27 protein-coding genes are annotated in these 24720 nt (G+C 36.5%); all 27 read right to left on the bottom strand.

Features of this window, described 5'->3' with window-relative positions:
• Positions 1-141 precede the first annotated feature (141 nt).
• The 27 genes from U9K52_RS20410 to U9K52_RS20280 all read right to left on the bottom strand — a co-directional run bounded on the left by U9K52_RS20410 (position 142) and on the right by U9K52_RS20280 (position 24718).
• On the bottom strand, positions 142-1323 hold the full coding sequence (locus tag U9K52_RS20410; RefSeq protein WP_248393616.1) for an acetyl-CoA C-acyltransferase: 1182 nt from the start codon (positions 1321-1323) through the stop codon (positions 142-144).
• Between the two features lie 101 nt (positions 1324-1424).
• The gene (locus U9K52_RS20405; protein WP_263602990.1) at positions 1425-1802 is read right to left on the bottom strand and encodes a hypothetical protein; all 378 of its coding nucleotides are present in this window, start codon (positions 1800-1802) and stop codon (positions 1425-1427) included.
• Between the two features lie 148 nt (positions 1803-1950).
• On the bottom strand, positions 1951-3045 hold the full coding sequence (locus U9K52_RS20400) for a hypothetical protein (protein WP_263602989.1): 1095 nt from the start codon (positions 3043-3045) through the stop codon (positions 1951-1953).
• Between the two features lie 79 nt (positions 3046-3124).
• Positions 3125-3832 carry a hypothetical protein gene (locus tag U9K52_RS20395; protein ID WP_322927913.1) on the bottom strand — a complete coding sequence of 236 codons (708 nt, stop codon included), beginning with the start codon at positions 3830-3832 and terminating at the stop codon, positions 3125-3127.
• Positions 3810-4355 (bottom strand): RNA polymerase sigma factor, encoded by a 546-nt coding sequence (locus U9K52_RS20390; RefSeq protein WP_263602987.1) that lies wholly within the window; start codon positions 4353-4355, stop codon positions 3810-3812. The genes U9K52_RS20395 and U9K52_RS20390 overlap by 23 nt, the downstream gene beginning before the upstream one ends.
• Positions 4356-4468: 113 nt before the next feature.
• The gene (locus U9K52_RS20385; RefSeq protein ID WP_248393621.1) at positions 4469-5851 is read right to left on the bottom strand and encodes a nucleoside permease; all 1383 of its coding nucleotides are present in this window, start codon (positions 5849-5851) and stop codon (positions 4469-4471) included.
• Between the two features lie 18 nt (positions 5852-5869).
• The gene (locus U9K52_RS20380; RefSeq protein WP_072882407.1) at positions 5870-6469 is read right to left on the bottom strand and encodes a bifunctional nuclease family protein; all 600 of its coding nucleotides are present in this window, start codon (positions 6467-6469) and stop codon (positions 5870-5872) included.
• A gap of 197 nt (positions 6470-6666) precedes the next feature.
• Complete coding sequence (locus U9K52_RS20375; RefSeq protein WP_263602986.1) at positions 6667-7614, bottom strand: electron transfer flavoprotein subunit alpha/FixB family protein; 948 nt, start codon at positions 7612-7614, stop codon at positions 6667-6669.
• A 119-nt stretch (positions 7615-7733) separates the two neighbouring features.
• The gene (locus U9K52_RS20370) at positions 7734-8480 is read right to left on the bottom strand and encodes an electron transfer flavoprotein subunit beta/FixA family protein (protein ID WP_248393623.1); all 747 of its coding nucleotides are present in this window, start codon (positions 8478-8480) and stop codon (positions 7734-7736) included.
• A 118-nt stretch (positions 8481-8598) separates the two neighbouring features.
• A complete protein-coding gene (locus U9K52_RS20365; protein WP_322927912.1) occupies positions 8599-9306 on the bottom strand; it encodes an SDR family oxidoreductase in 708 nt (235 codons plus the stop codon).
• 78 nt (positions 9307-9384) lie between these two features.
• The gene (locus U9K52_RS20360; protein ID WP_263602983.1) at positions 9385-10413 is read right to left on the bottom strand and encodes a T9SS type A sorting domain-containing protein; all 1029 of its coding nucleotides are present in this window, start codon (positions 10411-10413) and stop codon (positions 9385-9387) included.
• 116 nt (positions 10414-10529) lie between these two features.
• A complete protein-coding gene (locus U9K52_RS20355) occupies positions 10530-11909 on the bottom strand; it encodes a dipeptidase (RefSeq protein ID WP_322927911.1) in 1380 nt (459 codons plus the stop codon).
• A 274-nt stretch (positions 11910-12183) separates the two neighbouring features.
• On the bottom strand, positions 12184-12486 hold the full coding sequence (locus tag U9K52_RS20350; protein ID WP_248393627.1) for a hypothetical protein: 303 nt from the start codon (positions 12484-12486) through the stop codon (positions 12184-12186).
• A gap of 135 nt (positions 12487-12621) precedes the next feature.
• Complete coding sequence (locus U9K52_RS20345; protein WP_322927910.1) at positions 12622-13767, bottom strand: THUMP-like domain-containing protein; 1146 nt, start codon at positions 13765-13767, stop codon at positions 12622-12624.
• A gap of 35 nt (positions 13768-13802) precedes the next feature.
• A complete protein-coding gene (locus tag U9K52_RS20340; RefSeq protein ID WP_248393629.1) occupies positions 13803-14189 on the bottom strand; it encodes a GxxExxY protein in 387 nt (128 codons plus the stop codon).
• A 91-nt stretch (positions 14190-14280) separates the two neighbouring features.
• Positions 14281-14721 (bottom strand): DinB family protein, encoded by a 441-nt coding sequence (locus U9K52_RS20335; protein ID WP_322927909.1) that lies wholly within the window; start codon positions 14719-14721, stop codon positions 14281-14283.
• On the bottom strand, positions 14721-15872 hold the full coding sequence (locus tag U9K52_RS20330; RefSeq protein ID WP_322927908.1) for a methylmalonyl-CoA mutase family protein: 1152 nt from the start codon (positions 15870-15872) through the stop codon (positions 14721-14723). Before U9K52_RS20330 ends, U9K52_RS20335 begins: the two co-directional genes overlap by 1 nt.
• Before the next feature lie 107 nt (positions 15873-15979).
• The gene (locus U9K52_RS20325) at positions 15980-16336 is read right to left on the bottom strand and encodes an FtsB family cell division protein (protein WP_322927907.1); all 357 of its coding nucleotides are present in this window, start codon (positions 16334-16336) and stop codon (positions 15980-15982) included.
• 4 nt (positions 16337-16340) lie between these two features.
• Positions 16341-16955 carry a uridine kinase gene (udk, locus tag U9K52_RS20320; RefSeq protein WP_090000790.1) on the bottom strand — a complete coding sequence of 205 codons (615 nt, stop codon included), beginning with the start codon at positions 16953-16955 and terminating at the stop codon, positions 16341-16343.
• A 120-nt stretch (positions 16956-17075) separates the two neighbouring features.
• Positions 17076-18920: a T9SS type A sorting domain-containing protein gene (locus U9K52_RS20315; RefSeq protein WP_322927906.1), complete on the bottom strand. Its 1845-nt coding sequence runs from the start codon at positions 18918-18920 to the stop codon at positions 17076-17078.
• Positions 18921-19040: 120 nt separating this feature from the next.
• Entirely contained in the window at positions 19041-19346 is a 306-nt protein-coding gene (locus tag U9K52_RS20310) for an ATP-dependent Clp protease adaptor ClpS (protein WP_322927905.1), read from the bottom strand.
• A 22-nt stretch (positions 19347-19368) separates the two neighbouring features.
• On the bottom strand, positions 19369-20727 hold the full coding sequence (locus U9K52_RS20305) for a hemolysin family protein (protein ID WP_248393635.1): 1359 nt from the start codon (positions 20725-20727) through the stop codon (positions 19369-19371).
• A 105-nt stretch (positions 20728-20832) separates the two neighbouring features.
• A complete protein-coding gene (atpG, locus tag U9K52_RS20300) occupies positions 20833-21696 on the bottom strand; it encodes an ATP synthase F1 subunit gamma (protein WP_248393636.1) in 864 nt (287 codons plus the stop codon).
• Between the two features lie 73 nt (positions 21697-21769).
• The gene (atpA, locus tag U9K52_RS20295; protein WP_248393637.1) at positions 21770-23347 is read right to left on the bottom strand and encodes a F0F1 ATP synthase subunit alpha; all 1578 of its coding nucleotides are present in this window, start codon (positions 23345-23347) and stop codon (positions 21770-21772) included.
• A gap of 18 nt (positions 23348-23365) precedes the next feature.
• Positions 23366-23905: an ATP synthase F1 subunit delta gene (gene atpH / locus U9K52_RS20290; protein WP_248393638.1), complete on the bottom strand. Its 540-nt coding sequence runs from the start codon at positions 23903-23905 to the stop codon at positions 23366-23368.
• 2 nt (positions 23906-23907) lie between these two features.
• Positions 23908-24402 (bottom strand): F0F1 ATP synthase subunit B, encoded by a 495-nt coding sequence (locus tag U9K52_RS20285; protein ID WP_263602977.1) that lies wholly within the window; start codon positions 24400-24402, stop codon positions 23908-23910.
• 97 nt (positions 24403-24499) lie between these two features.
• A complete protein-coding gene (locus U9K52_RS20280) occupies positions 24500-24718 on the bottom strand; it encodes an ATP synthase F0 subunit C (RefSeq protein WP_055858794.1) in 219 nt (72 codons plus the stop codon).
• Positions 24719-24720: the final 2 nt, after the last annotated feature.

Here is a 24720-nt window from a genome sequence, read left to right as displayed (position 1 = left end):
GCAAAAACTAAAACCGGAAAAAGCGAGCAGTGAGAGCAGGAAAAAGCTCCTAAAAAGAATAATTCAACAAACTTAAAAACTCCTCATAAAAAAAATCCGAAAGCAAACACTTCCGGATTCTGATTTTTATCTAACAACTATTTATTGTAAATTTTCGATAACGATGGCAGAAGCACCGCCTCCACCATTACAGATGGCAGCTGCACCATATTTGCCGTTATTTTGTTTCAAAACATTGATCAGGGTAACAATAATTCTTGAACCTGAACTTCCAAGCGGGTGACCAATAGCTACTGCTCCACCATTTACATTCACTTTAGAGGCATCTAATCCCAGAATTTTATTGTTGGCAAGGCCCACCACAGAGAAAGCTTCGTTGAACTCGAAGAAATCGATATCTGTAAGTTCCAATCCTGCTTTTTTAAGCGCAATCGGTAATGCTTTTGAAGGTGCAGTAGTGAAATCTTCCGGAGCTTGAGCCGCATCTGCATAAGAAATGATTTTTGCCAATGGCTTAAGTCCCAATTCTTCCATTTTCTCTTTAGAAACGAGGATCAAAGCAGAAGCCCCGTCATTTAAAGTAGAAGCATTTGCTGCTGTTACCGTTCCCTCTTCTTTTTTGAACACGGTGGGAAGCGTTGGAATCCTGTCGAAGCTTACAGATTTGTATTCTTCATCTTCAGCAAATATTACAGGTTCTCCTTTTCTCTGCGGAATTTCTACAGGTACTACCTCATCGGCAAATTTTCCTTCGCTCCATGCTTTTGCAGCTCTTTTATAAGATTCGATGGCAAAATTATCCTGTTCTTCTCTGGAAATGCTGTAGTCTGTTGCGCACTTTTCTGCACAAACACCCATGTGAACTTTATTGTACACATCTGTAAGCCCGTCCAGAACCATTCCGTCCTGCATTTTTACGTCACCTAATTTAGTGGCATTTCTTGCGTTGTAATAGTGTGGAACCGAAGACATATTTTCCATACCTCCAGCAACGATCACATCAGCATCACCCGCTTTTATCGCCTGTGCAGCCATCGTTACAGCCTTCATCCCTGAAGCACAAACTTTATTTACCGTAGTGGAAGGCGTTTCGTTTGAAAGACCAGCTCCCAAAGCAACCTGACGCGCAGGTGCCTGACCTTCTCCAGCCTGTAAAACATTCCCCATATAGATTTCCTGAACCTGTTTCGGATCAAGATTAATTTTGTCTAATGCTCCTTTTACGGCAACAGCTCCAAGCTTTGTAGCAGGAACAGCTGATAAACTTCCCAGAAAGCTCCCCATTGGAGTTCTTACTGCGGAAACAATGAATACTTCTTTCATTTTTATAATTCTATTTTTATTCTAAATATACTTCAGGAATTCGTTATTTTAAGATTTATATCTGTGTTTATATAGATTGATATTATTTTAAAAATCAATCATTATTTTCTGCCGGCCACAATAATTATAATGGCTCCCAGAAATTCAACAATCCATCCCCATCTGAGTTTTACAATACCTGCGAGCTTATCCTGCCAAGATTTAAAAGGCATAAAGCTGAAATACTGTAAAGCCTGAAACTTCACGGCAAAAAGGGTAAATATGAATAACAAAATCAGAAGAACAGCAAAAATTCTCGAGATTTTAATACTGTTATTAACAATACCGAACAAGGTTCCTGCAGCAAGAACCCAGCATGCAATAGCAAGAAAATGATCGAGCTCCCAGTAGTTCCAGTTTCCGATCACGGGAACGTGAACAAGCGGCAGAAAACTTCCCGCTACCACCAATATTAACCCTAATAACTGAATATTTTTCATAAATCTTAAAGTGCCAAAATACAAAAAAAAACACACTTACAATAAGTGTGTTTTAAAAGTAAATTTTACCTAACTATCATTCATGAATGATAATACAATTAATAAAAATTTAACTATTATGTAATATAAAATTAGAATCATTATATAATCAGAAATTCACATTCATTATTTCCAGACCAATTTGAAGTCCATATTTGTGACTGAGGGTTGTATTATTATTAAATGCAGGCGTAAAATCTTTCTGAACATAAATATTGAATCCGGCATATCCTATTCCCAATTTCGCTCCGAAAATCAGATCGTTAACTCCGTGATTAATGCTTTCCCTTTCTACAATTCTTCTGCTGTAATCATTGGAATAACGATTGTAAATATTGCTGGAAACTCTTACTCCACCATACACTCCGGCAACTACAGTAAACTGACTGGCTTTATTATCAAGATATTTTGTTCCGTTATAATCCACGTATTTAGGATTAAGCACAAATCTCAAATCAACAGGAATAAAAAGATAATGGTTGTTGATATGCGTATCTTTCAGATTTCCTTTAGTAAAATCTTTGATATCTAAGATTTTATTTTCCTGAGTAAAAGTTTTTCCATATTTAGCCTTTGACTGATCCCAGCGGTATCCCAGTCCGATACGATAAAAAATGGGACTTCTGTAACCTCCGAGCTGATTTTCATAGCGGGCTACATACACAGCAGAATTGAAAATCGTATTCTTAAATTCCGAACTGCTGTTTAAAAAAGCAAAAGGCTTGTCTTTGGTGGTATAGCTTGTTCCAACAATTGAAACAGCGTATTCCCAGGTACGGAGGTAGTCCGCAGGATTCTTTTTATCCTCATCCATGCGTATTTTCAAACCTCCAAGTCCTACAACAATTTGATTTTTATCTTTTGCCAGAGAATCAATGGGTTTTAATACGGCATCCTTCACCATTTCGCGGGTTGCCTCTTCAAATTCTATTTTTCGGGCGTCTATTTTTTCATTAATGGATTGTTCATATTTTGAAGCTATATCCGCTTTAAGCCTCTGTTTTTCATCAGCTCCGATTTTATTTTTCTTAAAGTCCTTATCAATATCGTCAAGCTCCTTATTCATTTTTATTTTCTCAGAAATGACAATGCTGTCTATTTTTCTGGAATAATCTGTCATGGAATTATTAACGGGCGGATTTTCCTGCGAAAACGCGTATGAAAATGACATAAGAGCCGTCATTAAGGCAATTTTTGTTTTCATATAAATAATTATTATTTAAAACACTATTTTAGTGCTGGTCATTTTCTGGCCAGTATGTATTTATAAAAAGATTTTTATTTTATTTGGGATCTACGTAAACAGTCACTCCGAGAACGGTTACATTTTCCACTTTAGGTTTGGGCTTTTCAAAATTAAAAATCCCAAGTTTGATATCATTTTTCTGGGAAGTTTCCCTGGCTTTATCAAATTCTCTTCCTAATAACAGCTCGTTTGAATTGATATAGGTTGGTTTGGCCAATTTATTCTGTGCAATTACCGGTGTGTGGTTTTCTATTTTGGCAGGTGCAATATCTATTTTTACGTTTTCAGCGGCTAAATGTTGTAGTTCGACTTCAGGAATTACGGTTTTAAACTTTTTCTCTGTTGTATTTTTTTCTAAAGATAAGTCCGCTTTCTTTTTCTGATACCGGGCGATTTTAACATCAGTTGTTTTGTCTTTAATAGGTGCTTCCGATTTATCAGAATTTCCCTGGTTTTGTAATTCGGGATTGATAGGATTTACCGTTTTTTCCAATCCTTTTTTTACAATGTAATCTATTTCATTATTATCAAAAGTACTTTTCTCAGCATTAAAATAAAAAACAACACCTATGGAAACGAAAAGTAACAATACCGCTGCATATTTCCACCATTGAAAAGATTCTTTTAAAACTCTTTCCGGCTTACTCTCTAGCTTATCGTCCAATCTGCTCCAAAGATCGGGGGAAGGCTTTATTTCAAGCTCTTCGTAGCGGGATTTTAATTTATTTAGCATATTGTTTTTCATCCTTTTTCTGTTTTAAAAAATCTGTGATCCATTTTTTGGATTTACTGAGCTGACTTTTGCTAGTCCCTTCAGAAATATTAAGAATTTCTGCTATTTCATGATGTTTTCTTTCTTCAAAGACATAGAGGTTAAAAATAATCCTGTAGCCATCCGGCATTTTAGAGAAAATTTCATCAACATTAATATCCTGCACTTCTTCGTTCCATTCATCATCGCGATACTCAATTTCACTAATCTCCACATCTGAGTATAATATATTTTTCCTTTTCCTGATAAAATTGATGGAATTATTTACCACTATTTTTCTCAGCCAGAACGGAAAACTTTTCCATTCCTTACATTCTTCAATCTTTGAAAAGCAGACAAAAAAAGAATTCATCACAATGTCTTCCGCATCATGGATATTGTTGACATACGAATTTGCAATGGCGAGCATTTTTGCCGAAAACATTTCGTAGAGGGCCTTTTGGCCTTTCCGGTCATGTTTTTTTGCCTGTTGAAAATTCTTTTCTAAATGCTTCATGTATCTGTTTCTATCTATAAGACGGAAGATATCCGGAATAGTTGCCTGAAAAATAAAAAAAATTGCACTTTATAAGAAAAGTGCAATCTAATATATTCGTTATCAATATATAATTAATGTTTAACCTGGGAAATTTCTTCCGGATTGTGTTTATGCTTAAATAATACCGCGAATAAAACCGCAAGAATTAATGCATAGGCAGCAAATGAAAGCCAGATGTTATGCCAGTCTTTTACCATTACCACTGATGAAAGTGTTCCGTCCGGATTCACCATAGCATTAAAACTTTTCTTTAAAATTTCTAAAAATGTAGGATTATCCGGAGAAGTTTCCAGGTAAGCGGATAAAGAAGACGCTGTGGTAAATTTGTGAGTGAAAAATTTGTCGATTGCCCATCCAGCAGCATAACTTCCGAACACCGCCCCAAAACCATTGGTCATCATCATAAACAGTCCCTGTGCTGAAGAACGGATTTTTTTATCTGTGGTCGTTTCCACGAAAAGTGATCCTGAAATATTGAAGAAATCGAATGCCATTCCGTAAACAATGCAGGAAAGGACAATGAGGCTTAAGCCAAACCCTTCAGGAACGCCATATGCAAAGAATGCAAATCTTAACACCCAAGCGATCATTGACATAAGCATTACCTTTTTAATTCCGAATTTTTTCAAGAAAAATGGAATTGCTAAAATAAACAATGTTTCAGACACCTGAGATATCGACATAATAATGGTTGAACGTTTTACAACGAAAGAATCTGCGTATTTTGGAAAATGTTCAAACTCACTTAAGAAAACATCACCATAAGCATTGGTAAGCTGTAATGCAGCTCCCAATAACATGGAGAATAAGAAGAACAGGGCCGTTTTATAATCTTTGAATAATTTAAAAGCATTCAGTCCCAGCTGTTCCGCTAGCGGTGCGTTTTTATCAATTAATTTCTGAGGTGGGCATTTAGGAAGTGTTAATGCATAAATTCCAAGAAATACCGCAACTCCCCCTGCAATATAAAATTGTCCTTCCGTAGCTTTATTTCCTGTAAGATTGGTTATCCACATGGCCACGATAAAACCTATTGTTCCCCAAACACGGATTGGCGGAAAATCTTTCACCACATCCAGATCACTGTTTTTAAGAACCGTATATGAAATAGAATTAGCTAATGCAATCGTAGGCATGTAAAAACACATGGCTAAAAGCATGACATAGAAAAACGAATCGGGGTCTGCCGAATGCGGTAAAAAGAAAAGAACAATTCCGTAAAGAATATGCAAAGCTGCAAATATGCGTTCTGCATTTACCCACCGGTCGGCAATAATACCGGTTATGGTAGGCATAAATATGGAAGCAATCCCCATAGTTCCGAAAACGGCTCCAAACTGTGCCCCATCCCAGTGTTTTGTCCCAAACCAGAAATTGGCCATTGTAATCAGCCAGGCTCCCCAAACGAAGAACTGAAGAAAACTGAGGATGGTAAGTCGTAATTTTAAATTCATCTTTTATATAAATATCTTTTAATCGATTTTCTTTTTCCTCCTTTTAATTTCTTCCTGGATTTCCAGAGCAGTGTCATAATCTTCTTCCTTCACCGCTTCATCCAGCAATTTCTGTAGCTCCTCCATAGAAACTGATCTCAGGCTATCTTCCGTATTCACCGTTTCCGAGAAGGTCTCCTCTTCTTTGGACACATCTTCCAGCTCCAGCAGTATTCCTGCTTCATTGAGAACCTGCTGTGTGGTAAAAATAGGAGCATCAAATCTTACGGCCATCGCCACGGCATCAGAAGTTCTTGCATCAAGAATAAGTTCTTCTTCCGTTGTTTTATTTTTAAAATTAATATTAGAGAAGAAAACGCCGTCCACAATCTGATAAATGATAACGGAAACGAGTTCATAATTGGCAGAAACTATAAATTTTGTGAATAAATCGTGTGTAAGAGGGCGAGGCGGATGTATATCTTTCTCTAGCCCCAGAGAAATGGATTGTGCCTCGAAATTTCCTATAACAACAGGTAATTTTATATGTGTTTCTTCATGTTCCAATAATAATGCGTACGCCCCTGATTGGGTCTGGCTGTACGATATTCCGCGAATAATTAGCTGTTTATAATCCATAAGTACAAATATAGATTAATTTTTGAAAGTTTTTTTTACTTTTTAGACAAAAATAAAAGCCCGAAAGGGGCTTTTACAGGTAATTATAATGATTGGTGAATTGTGAATTTTATTTTCATAACTCAATTTCATTTTGCAAGTAAATTTTAATTTAAATTAACAAGCCTAACGAATTGACTCTCCACAATTGACTTCTCTTATCCTTTTATTGCTTTGATTTTCTCTGTTAATGCAGGGATAATCTGGAAAGCATCTCCCACAACACCGTAATCAGCTGACTTGAAGAACGGTGCTTCTGCATCGCTGTTGATTACTACGATTGTTTTTGAAGAGTTTACTCCTGCCAGGTGCTGAATTGCTCCCGAGATACCTACCGCAATGTATAAATTCGGGGAAATCGCTTTACCGGTCTGTCCAACGTGTTCTGTGTGAGGTCTCCATCCGATATCAGAAACCGGCTTAGAACATGCTGTAGCAGCTCCTAAAACGTTTGCCAGATCTTCGATCATTCCCCAATTTTCCGGGCCCTTCATCCCTCTTCCTGCAGAAACTACCACTTCAGCTTCTTTAAGATCCAGTTTTCCTGAGCTCTGCTCGTGAGAGATTACTTTCGTGTCTTCATTAACAACAGAAAGGTTTTTTACCTCTTCTGTTCCTGAAACCGGGTTTTCTTTAACCCCGAAAGCATTTTGTGAAACGGTGATGATAACACCCGCCGATTCAGCTTTTGCATGCATAAAGCCTTTTCCTGAGAAAGCTCTTCTTTTTACCTGAAGCGGTGAAAGACTTTCCGGAGCCGCCAATACGTTGGTAATTAAAGAATGACCGTTCATTACAGCCAGCATTGGAGCGATAGATGATGCATCAGTAGTATGAGGGAAAACGATGATATTGCCGCCTGCCACTTCACTTACTGCCTGAGCATAAGCTTTTGCCGAGAAATTTTTAAGACCTTCGTCTTTGATGTTGATTACATTGGATGCTCCATATTTATATAACAAATCTGAAGAATCTGTTGGATTTACAGAGATCGCCGTCACGGTATCTCCAGCCTGGTCTGCAACAGCTTTGGCATAAGAAACTGCTTCAAAGGCTGCTTTTTTGTAAACTCCGTTTATATTTTCTGCGTATACGAATACTGCCATTTTAAATTTGTTTAAGGATTAATGTTCAAGATTCAAGGTTACCAAATTATTGTTATTTGACAAATATTTTATTTAAATATCAATTGTCTTGAAATCTTTTTACTTTTACTTGATTCTTATTAAATTACTTTCGCTTCTTCGTGAAGTAATCTTACCAGCTCGTCAAGATTGTCCGGAGACACCATTTTTACGGCAGCTCTTGGCGGAACGCTGTCAAAAGAAACACCCTGAACTTTCACTTCTGATGAAGAAGATTCTACTACCTGTAAAGGTTTTGTTCTTGCAGACATAATTCCTCTCATATTCGGGATAATCAGATCTTTTTCATCTACCAATCCTTTCTGACCTGCGATTACTGCCGGCAGCTTTACAGAAATAGTTTCTTTACCTCCTTCAATTTCTCTTACTGCAGTTGCTTCACTTCCATTCACATCGAGTCCTACGGAAGCATTTACAAAAGGCTGATTTAATAATTGAGCAACCATTCCCGGAACAGATCCACCGTTATAGTCGATAGATTCTTTACCGCAAAGGATCAGGTCATAACCGCCATTCTGAGCTACAGCAGCGATTTCTTTAGCGGTTGAAAAACTATCTTTAGGATCAAGATTTACCCTTACCGCATCATTTGCACCGATAGCCAGTGCCTTTCTTATAACAGGCTCCGTAGTGGCATCACCTACGTTTATTACGGTTACTGTTGCACCCTGAGATTCCTGTAATTTAATTGCTTTTGTTAATGCAAATTCATCAAGCGGATTGATCACCCACTGAATTCCGTTTTTGTCGAATGCGGACTTATCCGCCGTAAAGTTAATTTTAGAAGTAGTATCAGGAACACTACTTATGCAAACTAATATTTTCATATGTTGTTTTAATTTTTTATTGCCCTGAAGCCTTAAAGTTTCAATCGCTAATATAATTAAAAAATATATTATGCATGCATAATACTTATTAATTTATTATTCAGCGCATTAGATGTATTTAATTTGCTGGTTTTGTTGCCCTAAATTCGATCTTACTTGGTAAAACCCTTGAATTCATATTTAAAATATCAAGAACAAGGCGGCCCATATCTTCCGGCTGAATCTTCCATGCATCTTTTTCAGAAGGAATATTACCGTTGAAATGGGTTGCCACAGAACCCGGCATGATGACGGTAGATTTGATATTGTATTTTCTGAGGTCGATCATTGCGGCCTGTGTAAATCCTACTACTCCAAACTTTGAAGCATTGTAACCTGCTCCGTTTTCGAAAAAGTTAGCTCCTGCCAGACTTGAAATGGTGATATAATAGCCTTCCGTCTTTTTAAGTTCTTCTACAGACGCTTTTAATGTATAAAAAACTCCTGTTAAATTCGTTTCAATCATATCATTCCATTCTTCTGCTGACAACTGATCTACAGGCTTGAAAACACCAAGTCCTGCATTGGCAATAACAAAATCCAGCTTTCCGAACTTTTCGACCGTATATTTCACGGCCTCCTCTTCGCTTTCAAGGCTTCTTACATCAGAAACGATTCCCAGAACATTTTCAGAATACTTTTTTAATTTCTGTTCGGCTTTTTCAACATCATCTCTTTTTCTCCCTGAAAATGCGACAGAGATCCCATTTTCAAGTAAAACTTTTGCAATTCCGAATCCTATTCCTTTGGTTCCGCCTGTAATATAGGCTACTTTATCTTTTATCATATTTTTTGATTTAGTTCTTAAAAATAAGAAAAACGCCCCGTTTGGAGCGTTTTATAAATACTAATATTTGTCAGTATTTTATTTTTTAATGAATTTTTCCGTAACGAGACCATTAATAGTTTCTACAGAAATAAAATATGTTCCCACAGAAAGATGTCTCACATCCACAATATTGCCATTTAATTTTACATCAATATTTTTACCTGATAAATCTGTAACATGTACTTTTTTGATTTTATCTTCAGATTTGATATTAATCACATCCGTTGTAGGATTGGGGTAAATTGCTAAAAGCACTTGTGCATTCTTTGGCTTTCCAATGTCATCAACACCCAACAATGCCTGGTTTGTAAATTGAACGTTAACATTGTCAACTCCAGCGGTATTTGCAACAGTATTTGTAGCAAGTGTAGTATTTACTGCATCAAATTCACTAGCTACATCTCCTGTGAAAATTGAGTATGTAGTATTTCCTGTGAAAGAATATGATGCGCTTGTCGTTCCGTTCGTATATATGAAAGAATGTGCCCCAGTAGTTTTATTGTAAATATATCTTACTGTTACCCATGTATTTGCCGGAAAAACCTCTGCACCCAGACCTAAATTTAATATCCCTGTCTGTGTAGGAGTTGCTACGACCGTAACTCTTGCCTGACCGTATATTTTTTTTGTTTCATAATCGTAAACAATTCCTCCAATCTGTGCAGCACTTGAATATAGCTGTAGTCCAACTCTACCTTTTCCTGTAGCTGAACCTGTATAAATCTCCATTTGTGCCATTACTAAATTATTAGCTGCTGTTGCCGTGGTGGTTATACCTTTATAAGCATATCTATTATTCGTGTTTGCTCCTGTTGAAGGCGGTGCACCAGCTCCTGTTGTCAAATTAATACTTTTTCCGTGAGAAGCGTCAATTGTTGTAACCTGATAATCTGAAGCAGCTCCTTGATAGATATACCAACCGCTTTGTCCTGCTGTAGCTCCCGTAGGATCTGTAGCTAAATTACCATTAGTCAGTGTATTGTAATTTTCATTAATAAGTGTTTGAGCCTGCCCGAAACCTATTAAATAAGAAGATAAAAATAGAACCGATAAAACTTTTTTCATAATGATATTATATTAAATTATACTCGTTAAATATATATTTATTACAAATATAAACAAAACATTATTTAAAAAAATTAAAAAATCCCCAAGAACAGCGTCAAGGGGATTAATATTTATTATTTGGAGTAATTCTCAAAAAACAGCGGTATACTCTCGATTCCCTTATAGAAATTGAATAATCCGTAATGTTCATTTGGTGAGTGAATTGCATCAGAATCCAATCCGAATCCCATTAATACCGACTTCGCTCCCAACACCTGCTCAAACATGGCGGTAATAGGAATACTCCCACCGCCTCTGTAAGGAAGAACTTCTTTTCCGAAAGCAGTTTCCATAGCGTGTTTTGCAGCCATAAATTCTTTTGTATCGGTTGGTAAGACATACGGCATTCCTCCGTGATGCGGCGTAACTTTTACCTTTACATTTTCCGGAGCTATTTTTTTAAAATAATTTGTAAATTTTTCGGTAATTTCTTCGGGAGTCTGATAAGGGACAAGACGCATCGAAATTTTAGCAAAAGCTTTTGATGGAATTACCGTTTTGGCACCTTCGCCTGTATAGCCACCCCAGATTCCGTTGCAGTCTAATGTTGGACGAATAGATGTCCGTTCCAGTGTAGTATACCCTTTTTCACCTTCCACACCGTTCAGTCCGATTGATTTTTTAAATTCTTCAGGATTGTCTTTCAATTTGTTCATATCATTTCTGTCGGCATCTGAAACTGTTTCTACGTTGTCATAAAAACCGTCAATAGTGATATGCCCGTTTTCATCAATAAGTCTGGCAATCATTCTTGAGAGCACATGGATAGGATTTGGAACTGCGCCGCCGTATAATCCCGAATGCAGATCTCTATTAGGCCCCTCCACTTCTACTTCCACATAGCTTAAACCCCGTAAACCTGTTGTAACTGTTGGCTGTTCATTGCTGTAAATATGGGTATCGGAAATTAAAATACAATCACAGGAAAGTTTTTCTTTGTTTTCGTTTACAAAATCTCCGAGACTTACCGAACCTACCTCTTCTTCCCCTTCCAGAATAAATTTAACATTACAGGGAAGTGTATTGGTTTTCATCATGGCTTCAAATGCCTTGAGGTGCATGAAGAACTGTCCTTTATCATCCGCAGAACCTCTTGCAAATATTGCTCCCTCAGGGTGAAGTTCCGTTTTTTCAATATAAGGCTCAAAAGGAGGTTTTTTCCAAAGTTCCAAAGGATCAGCGGGCTGTACATCGTAATGTCCATATACTAAAACGGTCGGCAGATTTTTATCTAACATTTTTTCCCCGAAAACAATAGGATATCCTTTGGTCTGACAAACTTCCACATGATCAGCACCAGCATTTTTAAGATGTTCTGCCACGACATCTGCACATTTCAAAACGTCATCTTTATACGCAGGATCTGCAGAAATAGAAGGAATTCTCAGTAATTCAAACAATTCATCTACGAAACGCTGCTTGTTTTCGTTGATGTAATTTAATGTCTCTTGCATTGTAAATTATTATTTTGTTAAAAGTAAAAAATTTGCCCCGCCGGAACAAACAAAAACACATAATTTTCCTCAGGTATACCGCTGGTTTATACAGAGCAGTACCCTTAAATCTTATATAAAAATTATTAATTCACTAAATAATTGCTTTCAAAACCTAAGAAATTTTAGGAATGTTTTTACTTTGCGGCGGCTTCGCCGCCGCAAAGTAAAAACAACAATGCAAAAAAAATGTCCCGCGCATATGCGCGGGACATTTTTTATTTTTACTAATAAATTAGTGTTCAGCTTTTGGCGTCTGAGAACCTTCCGGTATCGGAGTAGCGTCAGAATGCTTATTATCTTCTTCTTTATGCTTCGGAGCACCTGCAGTATCTGTTTTTGCAGGAGCTTCATGTCCGTCGTGTGCATCTCCTCTGTATTCAGAAAGATTATCCTGCTCGCCACTTGTCTGTTCGTCATCAGAGTATCTTTCCACGCCTTCCTCAAGTTTGATAACTTTTTTGTTACCTCCTGCCTGGATCTTTTTACAGCTTACCGCAACAGTAGCAAGGGCTAAACATATAACTAATTTTTTCATATGGAAAATTTATTTTTTAAAGATATATGAAATCGCATTATTACAGCCATGTATCTTATTTCAGCCGTCAGCGATTGCATGCTTATTTTTTTAATTGCCCAAAATTAAGAAATCTTGTATTTTACAGCAACATTTTTAGACTGATTTTAAAATTATTTTGCCTTTTTTGGATTGCGTAAAAATAATATACTTTTCACTTCCATCTTTTAGGCTGTATTTTTTTTTAATCTCTTCCGGTTTTAGAGGATAATTTTTTGAAATAATATTATACTGGCTTTTCTTTTGGATCTTTTTGGCATCAACAATTTCCATTTCAAATACTCTTCCAGGAAAATCATTTATCTGCGAATCAGAAGTATAAATATGAGTATTCGGGTGAAGCTTTTTCAGGCCGTTTTTATAAGAAATAAGGTTAAAAATACCTGCTTTTAAAATGGCATTATTAGGGATATAGATATATTTTTCGGGCTCCCCATACTCTGCATGAGCATTTTCTTCATCTCCAACTGTAAATTCAAAAACAGGATCATCACTTTCGAGATTTACACAATGGCAGGAAATTGTATCATTTTTTTGACCGGATAAGAAAACGACAACTTCTTTTACATCATTTTTAACCGCAATAATGTCGATCCTGAAAATATTTGGTAAAACAGACACCAGATATTTCAAATCTATTAACGGAGAAAGTTTAATGACAACCTTTTGAGCAGAAGACAATAGTCTTTGCTGAATAGCCAGAATATCGGGCGAAAGATCTTCCAGCAGGAAAACTTTATTTTTATTGCTGTCTCTGCGCGCCGGATCAAGATAAATCACATCAAATACCTCTTTATTTTCCTCGAGAAAATCTTCAAGTTTCTGATTAACAAAAGTTGCTTTTTTTCCTAAAACATTCCAGTTATTACGTACAATTTCAAGAAGATCCGGGTTTTGCTCTATTAATGTGATTTCCTTAAAATTTTCAGATAAATGATAAGCATCAATTCCAAATCCTGTAGTCAGATCAATAAATTTTTCACCCTCCAAAAGTCTGGATTTATATTGAGCTGTCTTTTCCGACGAAGATTGTTCTACATTAAGCTGTGGCGGGAAAATAATACCTTGTTTTAACAAAAAAGGAAACTTTTTCTGTGCTACCTGTTTTCCTTTGATCTGCTGTACAATCTCATGCATAGAAACTCCCGGAAATGGTGATTTTTTCAATAACAAAGTGTGTAAATCTGTATTGAGATTTGCGTTGATATAGTCCTGTATGTTCTGATCTAATATTTTAACCACAGATTTCTCAGATTTGCACAGATTTGTAATATATTTTAGTAATCTAAATTTCCGTTTATTTTCCTGAATATGCTTTTTGCTATATAATCTGTATAAAAATTCACTAAAATACCTAATTTAAGATCAGTGAGCTTTAGATAAGTCAATAACTGCTGATGATGAATATTTTTAATTTCTGTTATGGCTTTTACTTCAATTATTACTTTATTTTCAACAATAATATCAGCAATAAAACCCGAATCTAGAAATGTATTCTTATATTTTATTTTCATGGGAACCTGTGATTTTACGGTTAAACCGTTGTTTTGAAGTTCCTGAACTAAAACATTCTCATAAACTTTTTCCAGCAAACCCGGCCCCAATTCATTATACACAGAAAAAATACATTTTCTGATATAAAAACTAATTTCGTTTTCTTTCATTATCAAATGTGTTTTATACTATAATCTGTGCGAATCTGAGAAATTTGTGGTCGTCAAAAAAACTAAGATTTAACAGTTAAGCGGCACTAATTCATCTTTTATAAAAAATATAATCCGTTAAGATTGGATCTATTCCGTTTTGTTTGAGTAAGGAATTGATTTGTCCACGGTGATAAGTCGAATGGTTGATGGCCTGAAAAAGCATTTCAAAAACGGTATTTTCAAAATTTGTACCTCTGGAATTCTGGTAATTAATTTTTCGATCCGGATCAAAATTATTGATGATTTCAATACTTTTCTCAAAATTGTGTTGATTTATTTCCTCCAGCATTTCAAAAGGATTAATCTGCCATACTTCAAATGTCTTTTCTCCTAAAATTCTTGAATTCCAGATTTGCTGAGCATTTAAAATATGATTAATGAGACTTATTGTCTTTTCATCAACTTTCTCAATATTTTCACCAATAACTCTGATCATTTCGCTATTAAAGTGAAAAGTGTACTCAAATAAATCAATAAGTTTTTCTTTCATTATTCAAACATTTGAGCCCATTTTACAGGTTTGATCTCGCTCTCATGATAAAGGTCTTCGGCAGATTTTTTAACATCCAATTTTGGGTATAAATTAACGCCGATCAGCTTTATTTTACCATCTTCCACCCATTTCTGTTCTTCCAAAGCATGGTCATAAATCTGTTTCTGTATAATTCCTTGTTTCATAAGTTCAAGGTAACCGCCGGCTTCCTCGATTTCAACAAAATAATTCCAGGACTTTTCTGCGATCTGACGTGTAATATCTTCTATAAAATAACTTCCGTTAGAGGCATCTTCGAAAACGTTAATGATACTTTCATAAGCAAGAACAATTTGTTGTTTAAAAGAAATCTCTTCTGAGTTTTCTGTTGATCTGTCCACCAAATAATTGTTGCTGAAAACAGCATCTGCTCCACCGATCATTGCCGAAGCAAGCTCCAGGGTAGAACGGATCAGATTATTCTCATTATCCGCAACCGCTTTATTTCTCAAGGATGTTTCTGCGAAAATGTACGGAATTTCATCAGCATTATATTCTTTAGAAAGTTGATTAAAAGCTAGCTTGAAAGCTCTTAATTTAGCCATTTCAAAGAAATAGTTTGCTCCTATTGCAATTCTGAAAATCAGTTTATGTAAAATTTCCTGACCATAAATTTCTATCAGTTCCTTGGTTTTTGCCAACGCAATTCCCAGTTGCTGATAAATGGACGCTCCTGCATTCTGATGGAGAGATATATCAATGCATATATTTCTTTTAAATTGTTTTGCCAGTAATTCTTTAACCAGCTGATCATTGATCAATGTTTCTTTTTCATTAAAAACATCAATTAAAGAAAAGTATTGATCATCTTCTTTAGGACTGATGTGTCCTGCAAGATCAATATTATCAATAAAAATAGTCTTCTGTACAAGATTTTCTATATTATGATCCAAAAGAAATGCATACACATCTTCTTCAAGGCTTTCATGATACCTGGCCACAAGATGGGTATTTTCTTCAACTTTCGGAAGATTGATCAATGGCTGCGGAATTTCATCATAGAAAGGTTTTACAGTAATTCCTTCTAAATTCTCTTTAGTAAGAACAGAATAGATATCTTCGGTCTTAAGTTGTTTCTTAACTAAGTTTTCCCAAGCTGTGTTTGACATGGATAATGAATTGGATTATTGTGAATGATCAACAGTGAATTTGCTTTACAAGCGAACTTTTAACTTGACAGCAAAGCAAATTGACAATTCACTTATTGACTTTAAAATTATTTTTTAGCTATGTTTGTACTGTCTACCACGAGAATAAAAATTTCCTCATTCGGTTTTTTCATGAAATAATTTTCTCTGGCGTACTTTTCTTTTTCAGACTTATTATTCATCAGCTTTTTATAAAATGTATCATTTTTTTCGTACTCGGTTTTATAATATTGAAGCTGTTCTTCGTATTTACTGATCTCGCCATTCAGCTCATTGATTACCAGAAATGAGGTTTTGTCGAAAAAAATCATCCAGACCAAAAACAGGCAGATCGTAATGGTATATTTATTCAGCAGATATTTCTGAATGAATTTAAATGTTTCCGATTTCGGCTGAATGTCTTTGATAAGTTTGCTTCCTTTCATTGTCTTAATGTTTTCTCAGAGAATTTTTGATCACAGTCGTTAAAAAATCAATGGCTACGGAATTTTGCCTCATATTAGGGATAATAAGATCCGCTTCGTTTTTGGAAGGCTCAATGAATTCCTGATGCATCGGTTTCAGAGTTGTCTGATAACGGTGAAGCACTTCATTCAGGTCTCTTCCCCTTTCCTGGGTGTCTCTTCGTATTCTCCTGATCAGTCTTTCATCGGAATCGGCATGTACAAATACTTTAAGATCAAATTCCTTTAAAAGTTCTTTATTTGTGAGAACAAGAATTCCTTCCACTACCAATACGTTTTTAGGCTCTACAGTAACATGGTCTCCGGTCCTTGAATGGGTTACAAAGCTGTAAATCGGCTGCTCAATAGGCTCGTTGTTCTTTAAAGCTTTTACATGTTTTATCAATAAATCAAAGTCAATAGACTTAGGATGATCATAATTTAAAGCTTCTCTTTCTACTAAGGTAAGATTATGATTATCATGATAATAATTATCCTGGGAAAGGATGTTCATTCCTTCAATATCAAGCTGCTGTATTATTTTGTCAACAACCGTAGTTTTGCCGGATCCGGTGCCTCCTGCAATTCCTATTACAAGCATTCTGTTTGTTTCTTTATAGTTTTTACAAATATACTATTTTAGTTGAATGCAAATAAAATAATGCCGACTGAATTATTCAAAACAAAAAATCCGATGTATGATAACACCGGATTTAAATTTTTATTTTTTGATGAATTTTGTTGACAATTCCAAACCTTTTATCCTCAGAATATAGTCTCCGACTGCCAAATGAGAGACGTTGACCGTATTTCTTCCGTTGGCTATGGTTGTTTCTAATACCTTTCTTCCTTCCATATTGAAGATTTCAACTTTTTCTTCCTTGCTGATCTTCATGGAAATATTCAAAACCTCTGAAACCGGGTTCGGATAAATGGCAATGATTTCTTTTTTAGAAAGATCATCTACACTTAGCTGACATGAATAAGCCGGCAGTGTATATCCTGCAGCTGTAAATTCTGTGGTGATCTGGTCAATATCATTACAATTAAATCCAAATGTTCCCAGCATATCAATTGCAGCCTGCCTTACGGCAATTGCAGCATTCTGCTGATTGGTATTGGAAGTGGTAAGGCTTAATCCTTCAAGAAATGCGCGATCTGTTTTTTGTTTTCCGATAGCATCATAAATTCTCATGAGTGCAGAGGCCCAAATTTGCCCATCCGTATGGATAGAACCGGTTAACCCGCCCGGATAAATTGCGGCATAATCTGTAACCCTTCCGTCCCAGAAAGGATTGTGCCCATCCCAGCTGAACATCCATTGATAAGCTGCATCAGTAGGCTGCCACTGGTTAAGGCTTCTGCTGTATGATTGCGCCCAATAGTCTCCACAACCTTCACTCAAACCGTTAACCTGTGAAAGATTTCCGTTGGTAAGCCAGTCGTGAATTCCGTGACCAAGCTCATGCAGAATAACATCTGCATCTTCAGCATCGTCTACGCCTCCTTCCCCGAATACCAGAATCTGGCTGTTGGGATCATAATGTGAATTGTCGGCACCACCTTCTCCATGCGGGTCAAATGCAAGAACACCATTGTTCATAACCGGAATACATGGGATTCCCAATGTTACATTAATATAACGAAGATTGTTGTCAAGATGCCAGTAGGCGTTGGCTGCTTCAAATCCATCCTGATTTCTGTTAAATAAAAATTGGTTGCTCGTTTGGGTAAAAAGCCCTTTGTTAGGTGATTCCAGTTCTTTGATCTCCGCATAAGTACCTTTCAGCTTGTATACACCTGCTGTCAGCTCCAATTCAGGAATTGTAACTAAAGTTCTAGCCGCGTCCAGACTCGCATTTGTAGCATCATTTCCGTCAACATATTGTCCCCCGTAGGCAACATGCATTTTAGATAAAGGATCCGGATTAAAGATGTACGCAGAACCTGTTACCAGAACATTTTTCTTAACTTCTTTCTGTTTTTTATTTTTTTCAGGCTTTTCTTTTTCCTTATGTCGAAAAGCAATGTCTTTCACACTGATTACTTCACCTGTTTTTGCATCAATTATCGTTTCCCAGCTTCCCGGATTTTCATATGAACTTGTAAGAACACGATACACCAGCTTTGTTTCCCCCTGCTCTGTAAGATATACAAAAAGCTTAAAGTCTTCATAAGTGATATCTCCTTTTGAATGAGAAGCAATATGCGCTTTTTTCAACGCATCCACCGATGAAACAGAAGGGTTAATATCTATCTGCTGAACATTTTTTTTGAAACTTTCAGTAGCCGTATAGCTGATCTGGCCATTTTTATTGAAATGCATCACAATTTCTGACTGAAAGACAGGAACATTTCCTATCATCTGCTGAAAACGGAGCGTTTCTCCAGAATTTCCTTTTCTCACATAGTTTAATTTCAATGTGCTGAAATCCTGAAGCCCTATACTTCTTGAATTTTGAGTGATCCAGTTTCTTGCAGGATTTTCCAATGATGACTGCTGACCGTATAAAGCCGTACATGACAATAGGCAGCCAACAAGCAAAGAGTTAATTTGTAATTTCATCTAAATTTTTATAATTAGCGGCGACAAGTTACAAATTTTTGATAAATTTTTATGGATCTGGCAAAAAATCTATAGATTTTTTATAAAAGAAGAGCTTCGGCATTTGCCGAAGCTCTTCTTTTATAAAATTTCACTGGTTAATTCTCTTGAAAGTAACTTTTCGTGCATTGGTTTCAGCAGATCCAGAGAACCCGTTTTTACGGTACATTTGCCTTTAAAATGGACAAGAATTGTACATTGTTCTGCTTGTTCCAGAGTGTGTTTGCAAATCTCAATCAGGCAATCAATTACATAATCAAGTGTATGAACATCATCGTTATGTAAAACCAGTTTATACACTTCATCCGTATCGTCAAGTACAAGCACCTCCTCTTCATACTGCCGTTTCGGATCTTCGTAATCTCTGATGCTGTTAAAAAAAAACATTACAATTTTATTTAAGGTTAAATCAGACCTCGCCTATTTTTTCAGCCAGATCATTTATAGTATTTGGTTCTTCGTACACCAGCTCTACCAACTCTACACTTTTATTATTCATTTTTAATATTTTAAAATGATAATTTTCGAGATCGAATTCCTGGTTTTCTTCCGGGATATCTTCCAAAGCATGAAGAATAAATCCTGCAAGGGTATTGTATTCGCTTTCTTCCGAAAGAGGAAGTTTTTTAGGTATGAATTCGTTGATTTCGTCAAGTGGCTGGGTAGCCTGTACCCAATAGGTATTCTCTCCTATTTTATCAACAATTTTTTCTTCATCATCTTCTTCATCCTGAATTTCACCTACCAGTTCTTCCAGAATATCTTCAAGGGTGATAATTCCTTCCGTACCTCCGAATTCATCTATCACAATGGCAAGATGCTGTTTTTTTTGTTGGAAAATTTTAAGAAGGTCTGAAATCTTTTTACTTCCCACTACAAAAAATGCATCACGCATCAGATCTTTAAGATCATCATGGCTAAGTTCACCTTTTCTTTTAACAAATTCCCTGATAATTTCTTTGGTATAAAGAATACCAATCACATTGTCGATAGAATCAACATACACCGGAATTCTGGAATATCCGCTCTCCATGATTTTGTTGATGATTTCATTCACATCCTCTTCAAAATCGATAGAAGTAATATTTTGCCGTGGCACCATGATCTGCTTGGCAGAATGATCTGTAAAATCGAATGCATTCTTGATGATTTCATAATTCTCCTCTTCAATTTCTCCGCTGTCCGCACTCTGCTTTACCAAAAGCTGAAGTTCTTCGGTAGAGTGTATTTCGTGTTCGGAAGCAGGGTGAATTTTTACCAATCTTAAAAAAGTATTGGACATTAAGTTCATCAACCAGATAAATGGCTTGAAAACAGTGTAAAATACTCTTAACGGAATAGCCGTTGCCATTGTGGTAGATTCCGATTTCCGGATGGCAATAGATTTAGGAATAAGTTCTCCGAAAACAATATGCATAATTGTGATAAGAACGAAACTTGTGATTACGGAAATTGAGGTAATCGTTGTTTCGGTGAGATCAATATTAAGGGAGCTGAAAATATTTTCAACAATATGATGTAATGCACTTTCTCCTACCCAACCCAGGGCAAGGGAGGCCAAAGTAATACCAAGCTGTGTTGCGGAGAGGTATTCATCAAGATGTTTGATGATATGCTCTGCCTGCTTTGCCATAGAGTTTCCTTCTGCGGCTTTTAACTGGATTTGTGAGTAACGTACTTTAACAATTGAAAATTCTGCGGCTACGAAGAAGCCATTTAGTAAAACAAGTAATAAGGCCAGCAAAAGCCTGACTATGTCCGAATCCATTTAGAAATTGTATATAATTTATTGTACAAATATATACAAAATAAAAATAACAAAAAAAGCATCGTGGTATACGATGCTTTAATAAATATTTGTATGAAATATCTTTTAAGAGTTTTTCAAAGCTTCTGCTCCGGAAACGATCTCCAGGATTTCGTTTGTAATTGCAGCCTGTCTTGCTTTGTTATAGAAAATTACAAGATCATTTTTCAGAGCCTGTGCATTATCTGTTGCTTTGTGCATGGCCGTCATTCTCGCACCGTGTTCAGAAGCTACTGAATCAAGAATTGCTTTGAAAACCTGAGTCTTGATCGATTTAGGAATCAGATTATCCAGAATCTCAGTTCTGTTAGGTTCAAAAATATAATCTGTTTCTACCTGAGGTTCTGTATTTTCCGGCATAGAAATCGGAAGAAGCTGTTCTGTTGTTACTTCCTGGGTAGCAGCGTTGACGAATTTATTATAAATTAAATATACTTCATCAAATTTACCTTCTTTGAAACTAGTCATTACTGCTTCCGTAACGTGAGATACTGTATCGAAATTAAGGTTATCGTATACAGAACTTGCGTTGGAATATACCGTACGACTTCTTCTTACAGCATCAAAAGCTTTTTTACCTACAGGAAGAACTTCAATTTCATATTGAGAATTATTCTTAAACTGTGCATTAAGCTCTTTAACAATAGATGAGTTAAAAGCGCCGGCAAGACCTCTGTTTGAAGTAACAGCGATGAAAAGTATTTTTTTCACCTCTCTTTTCTGAGCATACACAGAAATCTGATCAGGATCTGAACTTGAATTTACATTCTGGATAAGCTCCTGCAGTTTTTCAGAATATGGTCTCAGCATTACGATAGCGTCCTGTGCCTTTTTCAGTTTCGCCGCGGAAACCATTTTCATAGCACGGGTAATCTGCATCGTAGATGAAATTGACGTAATTCTGCCTCGTATTTCTTTTAAGTTTGCCATTATTTTGGTTCAAGGTTTAAGGTCTAAAGTTTAAGGTTTAAACATAATAATTTAAACCTTAAACATTGAATTTTTAGTTATATTTAGAAGCTAAATCGTTAGCTGCCTGCTTAAGAACGCTCGTGATTGAGTCATCGATTTTTCCAGCTTTGATAGCAGCCATCGTTTCAGGGTGCTTAGATCTCAGGAATGCGATATACTCGATCTGGAATTCTTTTACTTTTCTGATAGGAACGTTTCTTAATAAATTCTCCGTTCCTGCGTAGATCATCGCTACCTGGCTGTCTACAGGAAGTGGAGAGTTTACCGGTTGTTTAAGAATTTCTACGTTTCTTTCTCCTTTAGAGATTACTGCTAAAGTAGCAGCATCAAGATCAGAACCGAATTTAGCGAATGCTTCCAATTCTTTATATTGTGCCTGGTCAAGTTTCAATGTACCAGATACTTTTTTCATTGATTTGATCTGAGCGTTACCTCCTACTCTGGATACAGAGATCCCCACGTTGATCGCAGGACGCACCCCTGAGTTGAATAGATCAGATTCAAGGAAGATCTGTCCGTCTGTAATAGAGATTACGTTGGTTGGGATATACGCAGAAACGTCACCAGCCTGAGTTTCGATAATCGGAAGCGCTGTTAATGAACCTCCCCCTTTTACGATTGGTCTTAAAGACTCAGGTAAATCATTCATCTGGCTTGCGATATTGTCATCAGCGATTACTTTCGCAGCTCTTTCCAATAATCTTGAGTGAAGATAGAAAACGTCTCCAGGATAAGCTTCACGGCCCGGTGGTCTTCTCAATAGTAGAGAAAGCTCACGGTACGCAACCGCCTGTTTAGATAAATCATCGTAAACGATCAATGCCGGTCTACCCGTATCTCTGAAGAACTCCCCGATCGCAGCACCTGCCATTGCAGAATATACCTGCATTGGAACCGGATCTGATGCGTTAGCCGCAACGATTACCGTATATGCTAAAGCTCCTTTATCAGAAAGTGTTTTTACGATTTGTGCTACAGTAGACGCTTTTTGTCCGATAGCAACATATATACAATATACAGGCTTCCCTGCATCATAGAATTCTTTTTGGTTGATGATCGTATCGATCGCAACAGTGGTTTTACCCGTCTGTCTGTCACCGATGATAAGCTCTCTTTGCCCTCTCCCTACAGGAATCATAGAGTCAATAGCAACGATACCTGACTGTAAAGGTTCAGTTACCGGCTGTCTATAAATAACTCCGGGAGCTTTTCTTTCCAATGGCATTTCGTATAAATCCCCAGTAATAGGACCTTTACCATCGATAGGGTTACCAAGAGTATCCACTACTCTTCCTAACATTCCTTCTCCTACTTTGATAGAAGAGATTCTGTTTGTTCTTTTTACTGTATCTCCTTCTTTTACCAATTTACTTTCACCAAGTAGCGCAACACCTACGTTGTCTTCTTCAAGGTTAAGTACAATACCTTCTACATCACTAGAAAATTTCACCAACTCTCCGTATTGTACGTTTTCTAACCCGTATACACGAGCAATTCCATCACCGATGGTTAAAACTGTACCTACTTCCTCAACGTTTGATTGAGTATCGAAGTTGGCCAATTGCTGTTTTAAGATCGCAGATACTTCTGCCGGATTTATTTCTGCCATTGTATGGTTGTTTTTTCTTTAATTTAATTGAAAATCTTTTTTAACTTTATTAAGCTTAGATCTTACTGAAGCATCTACCTGCTGATCTCCCACTCTTAAAATGTATCCTCCTAAAATTTCAGGTTTTACATTTACAATAAGGTCGAATTTTGAATTGGCGTTCACTAAATTGGTAGAACCCAAAATCTGATCAATATTCTCTTTGGAAAGTGGAGTTGCTGTTGTAAGTACGACTCTCTGTACTCCGTTGATATCTTCAACTTTGTTGATGAATTCCTGAGCGATATTTTTCAGCTGGTTTTCTCTTCCGTGTCTGATTACCAAAGTAATGATATTTCTGGAAGATGCCGATAAACCTTTAAAAATTTCGTTTGCTACTTCTACTTTCTTTTTAGAATCGATGTAAGGGGTAAGGAAGAACTTTCTTAAATCCTCAGATTCAGTCATGATCTTTACTACATCTTTCATTTCAGAAAATACAGTAGCCGTTTGCCCTGATTCGTTGGTGAAATCAAGTAAACCTTGTGCGTATCTTTTAGCTACTTTAGATGTAAGCATTCTTAGTTAAGGTTTGATTTGTTTAAATAATTCTGAACTAATTCGTTTTGAGCTTCGCTGTTGTCAAGCTTTTGCTTAAGGATAGATTCTGCGATATTTACGGATAATGTACCGATCTGAGTTTTGATATCTGCCATAGCAGCATTTTTCTCAGCATTGATGGTTTGTTTAGCCGCTTCGATCATTTTATCTCCTTCAGCTTTAGCAACATCTTTAGCCTCACCTACGATTCTATCTTTAATTTCTCTTGCTTCTTTAAGGATAGCATCTCTTTCGATTTTCGCCTCACGAATGATTCTTTCGTTATCCTCTTTTAAAGTTTCCATTTCTTTTCTTGCCAATGTAGCTTGATTAAGAGCATCAACAATAGAAGTTTCTCTGTCGTTGATTGCATTAACAATCGGTTTCCAAGCGAATTTTGCAAGAAGAAACAATAGGATAACAAAAGTAAGGGTCATCCAAAACAAAAGTCCAATTCCAGGTTCTATAATTCCCATATCTGTAAATTCTTTTTTTTAATCGTTATTATGGATTTTTTAAAATTCCTAGCAGCAAGCCAACCGCTCGGCTGCTAAGAAATGTTTTTGAGGATAATTACTTGATGAAAGCACCAAAGATAATCGCGATAAGACCAGCACCCTCGATAAGACCAGCAGCAATAAGCATTGCTCCTTGAATCTTTCCAGCTTGCTCAGGTTGTCTTGCGATAGCATCCATAGCGTGACCACCGATTTTACCGATACCCATACCTACTCCAAGTACAGCTAAACCGATACCTACGTAAATTAATCCTGCTCCAGTTGTGATGTCCATAA

Origin of the sequence: Chryseobacterium sp. MHB01 (assembly GCF_034651565.1) — a bacterium.
Taxonomy (GTDB): Bacteria; Bacteroidota; Bacteroidia; order Flavobacteriales; family Weeksellaceae; genus Chryseobacterium; species Chryseobacterium nepalense.
Note: the sequence above shows the minus strand (reverse complement) of the source record. Positions and strands in the feature narration are given on the sequence as shown.

Coding starts and splice junctions, on each gene's coding strand:
- U9K52_RS20385 (WP_248393621.1), bottom strand. CDS start 5,851: ATGAATTTAAAATTACGACTTACCATCCTCAGTTTTCTTCAGTTCTTC.
- atpG (WP_248393636.1), bottom strand. CDS start 21,696: ATGGCAAACTTAAAAGAAATACGAGGCAGAATTACGTCAATTTCATCT.
- U9K52_RS20280 (WP_055858794.1), bottom strand. CDS start 24,718: ATGGACATCACAACTGGAGCAGGATTAATTTACGTAGGTATCGGTTTA.
- U9K52_RS20340 (WP_248393629.1), bottom strand. CDS start 14,189: ATGAAAGAAAACGAAATTAGTTTTTATATCAGAAAATGTATTTTTTCT.
- U9K52_RS20310 (WP_322927905.1), bottom strand. CDS start 19,346: ATGTTTTTTTTTAACAGCATCAGAGATTACGAAGATCCGAAACGGCAG.
- U9K52_RS20365 (WP_322927912.1), bottom strand. CDS start 9,306: ATGATAAAAGATAAAGTAGCCTATATTACAGGCGGAACCAAAGGAATA.
- U9K52_RS20285 (WP_263602977.1), bottom strand. CDS start 24,402: ATGGGAATTATAGAACCTGGAATTGGACTTTTGTTTTGGATGACCCTT.
- U9K52_RS20355 (WP_322927911.1), bottom strand. CDS start 11,909: ATGCAAGAGACATTAAATTACATCAACGAAAACAAGCAGCGTTTCGTA.
- U9K52_RS20335 (WP_322927909.1), bottom strand. CDS start 14,721: ATGAAAGAAAAACTTATTGATTTATTTGAGTACACTTTTCACTTTAAT.
- U9K52_RS20375 (WP_263602986.1), bottom strand. CDS start 7,614: ATGGCAGTATTCGTATACGCAGAAAATATAAACGGAGTTTACAAAAAA.
- U9K52_RS20350 (WP_248393627.1), bottom strand. CDS start 12,486: ATGAAAAAATTAGTTATATGTTTAGCCCTTGCTACTGTTGCGGTAAGC.
- U9K52_RS20305 (WP_248393635.1), bottom strand. CDS start 20,727: ATGGATTCGGACATAGTCAGGCTTTTGCTGGCCTTATTACTTGTTTTA.
- U9K52_RS20405 (WP_263602990.1), bottom strand. CDS start 1,802: ATGAAAAATATTCAGTTATTAGGGTTAATATTGGTGGTAGCGGGAAGT.
- U9K52_RS20410 (WP_248393616.1), bottom strand. CDS start 1,323: ATGAAAGAAGTATTCATTGTTTCCGCAGTAAGAACTCCAATGGGGAGC.
- U9K52_RS20330 (WP_322927908.1), bottom strand. CDS start 15,872: ATGTCAAACACAGCTTGGGAAAACTTAGTTAAGAAACAACTTAAGACC.
- U9K52_RS20315 (WP_322927906.1), bottom strand. CDS start 18,920: ATGAAATTACAAATTAACTCTTTGCTTGTTGGCTGCCTATTGTCATGT.
- U9K52_RS20325 (WP_322927907.1), bottom strand. CDS start 16,336: ATGAAAGGAAGCAAACTTATCAAAGACATTCAGCCGAAATCGGAAACA.
- U9K52_RS20370 (WP_248393623.1), bottom strand. CDS start 8,480: ATGAAAATATTAGTTTGCATAAGTAGTGTTCCTGATACTACTTCTAAA.
- U9K52_RS20390 (WP_263602987.1), bottom strand. CDS start 4,355: ATGAAGCATTTAGAAAAGAATTTTCAACAGGCAAAAAAACATGACCGG.
- U9K52_RS20400 (WP_263602989.1), bottom strand. CDS start 3,045: ATGAAAACAAAAATTGCCTTAATGACGGCTCTTATGTCATTTTCATAC.
- atpA (WP_248393637.1), bottom strand. CDS start 23,347: ATGGCAGAAATAAATCCGGCAGAAGTATCTGCGATCTTAAAACAGCAA.
- udk (WP_090000790.1), bottom strand. CDS start 16,955: ATGCTTGTAATAGGAATTGCAGGAGGCACCGGATCCGGCAAAACTACG.
- U9K52_RS20360 (WP_263602983.1), bottom strand. CDS start 10,413: ATGAAAAAAGTTTTATCGGTTCTATTTTTATCTTCTTATTTAATAGGT.
- atpH (WP_248393638.1), bottom strand. CDS start 23,905: ATGCTTACATCTAAAGTAGCTAAAAGATACGCACAAGGTTTACTTGAT.
- U9K52_RS20395 (WP_322927913.1), bottom strand. CDS start 3,832: ATGAAAAACAATATGCTAAATAAATTAAAATCCCGCTACGAAGAGCTT.
- U9K52_RS20380 (WP_072882407.1), bottom strand. CDS start 6,469: ATGGATTATAAACAGCTAATTATTCGCGGAATATCGTACAGCCAGACC.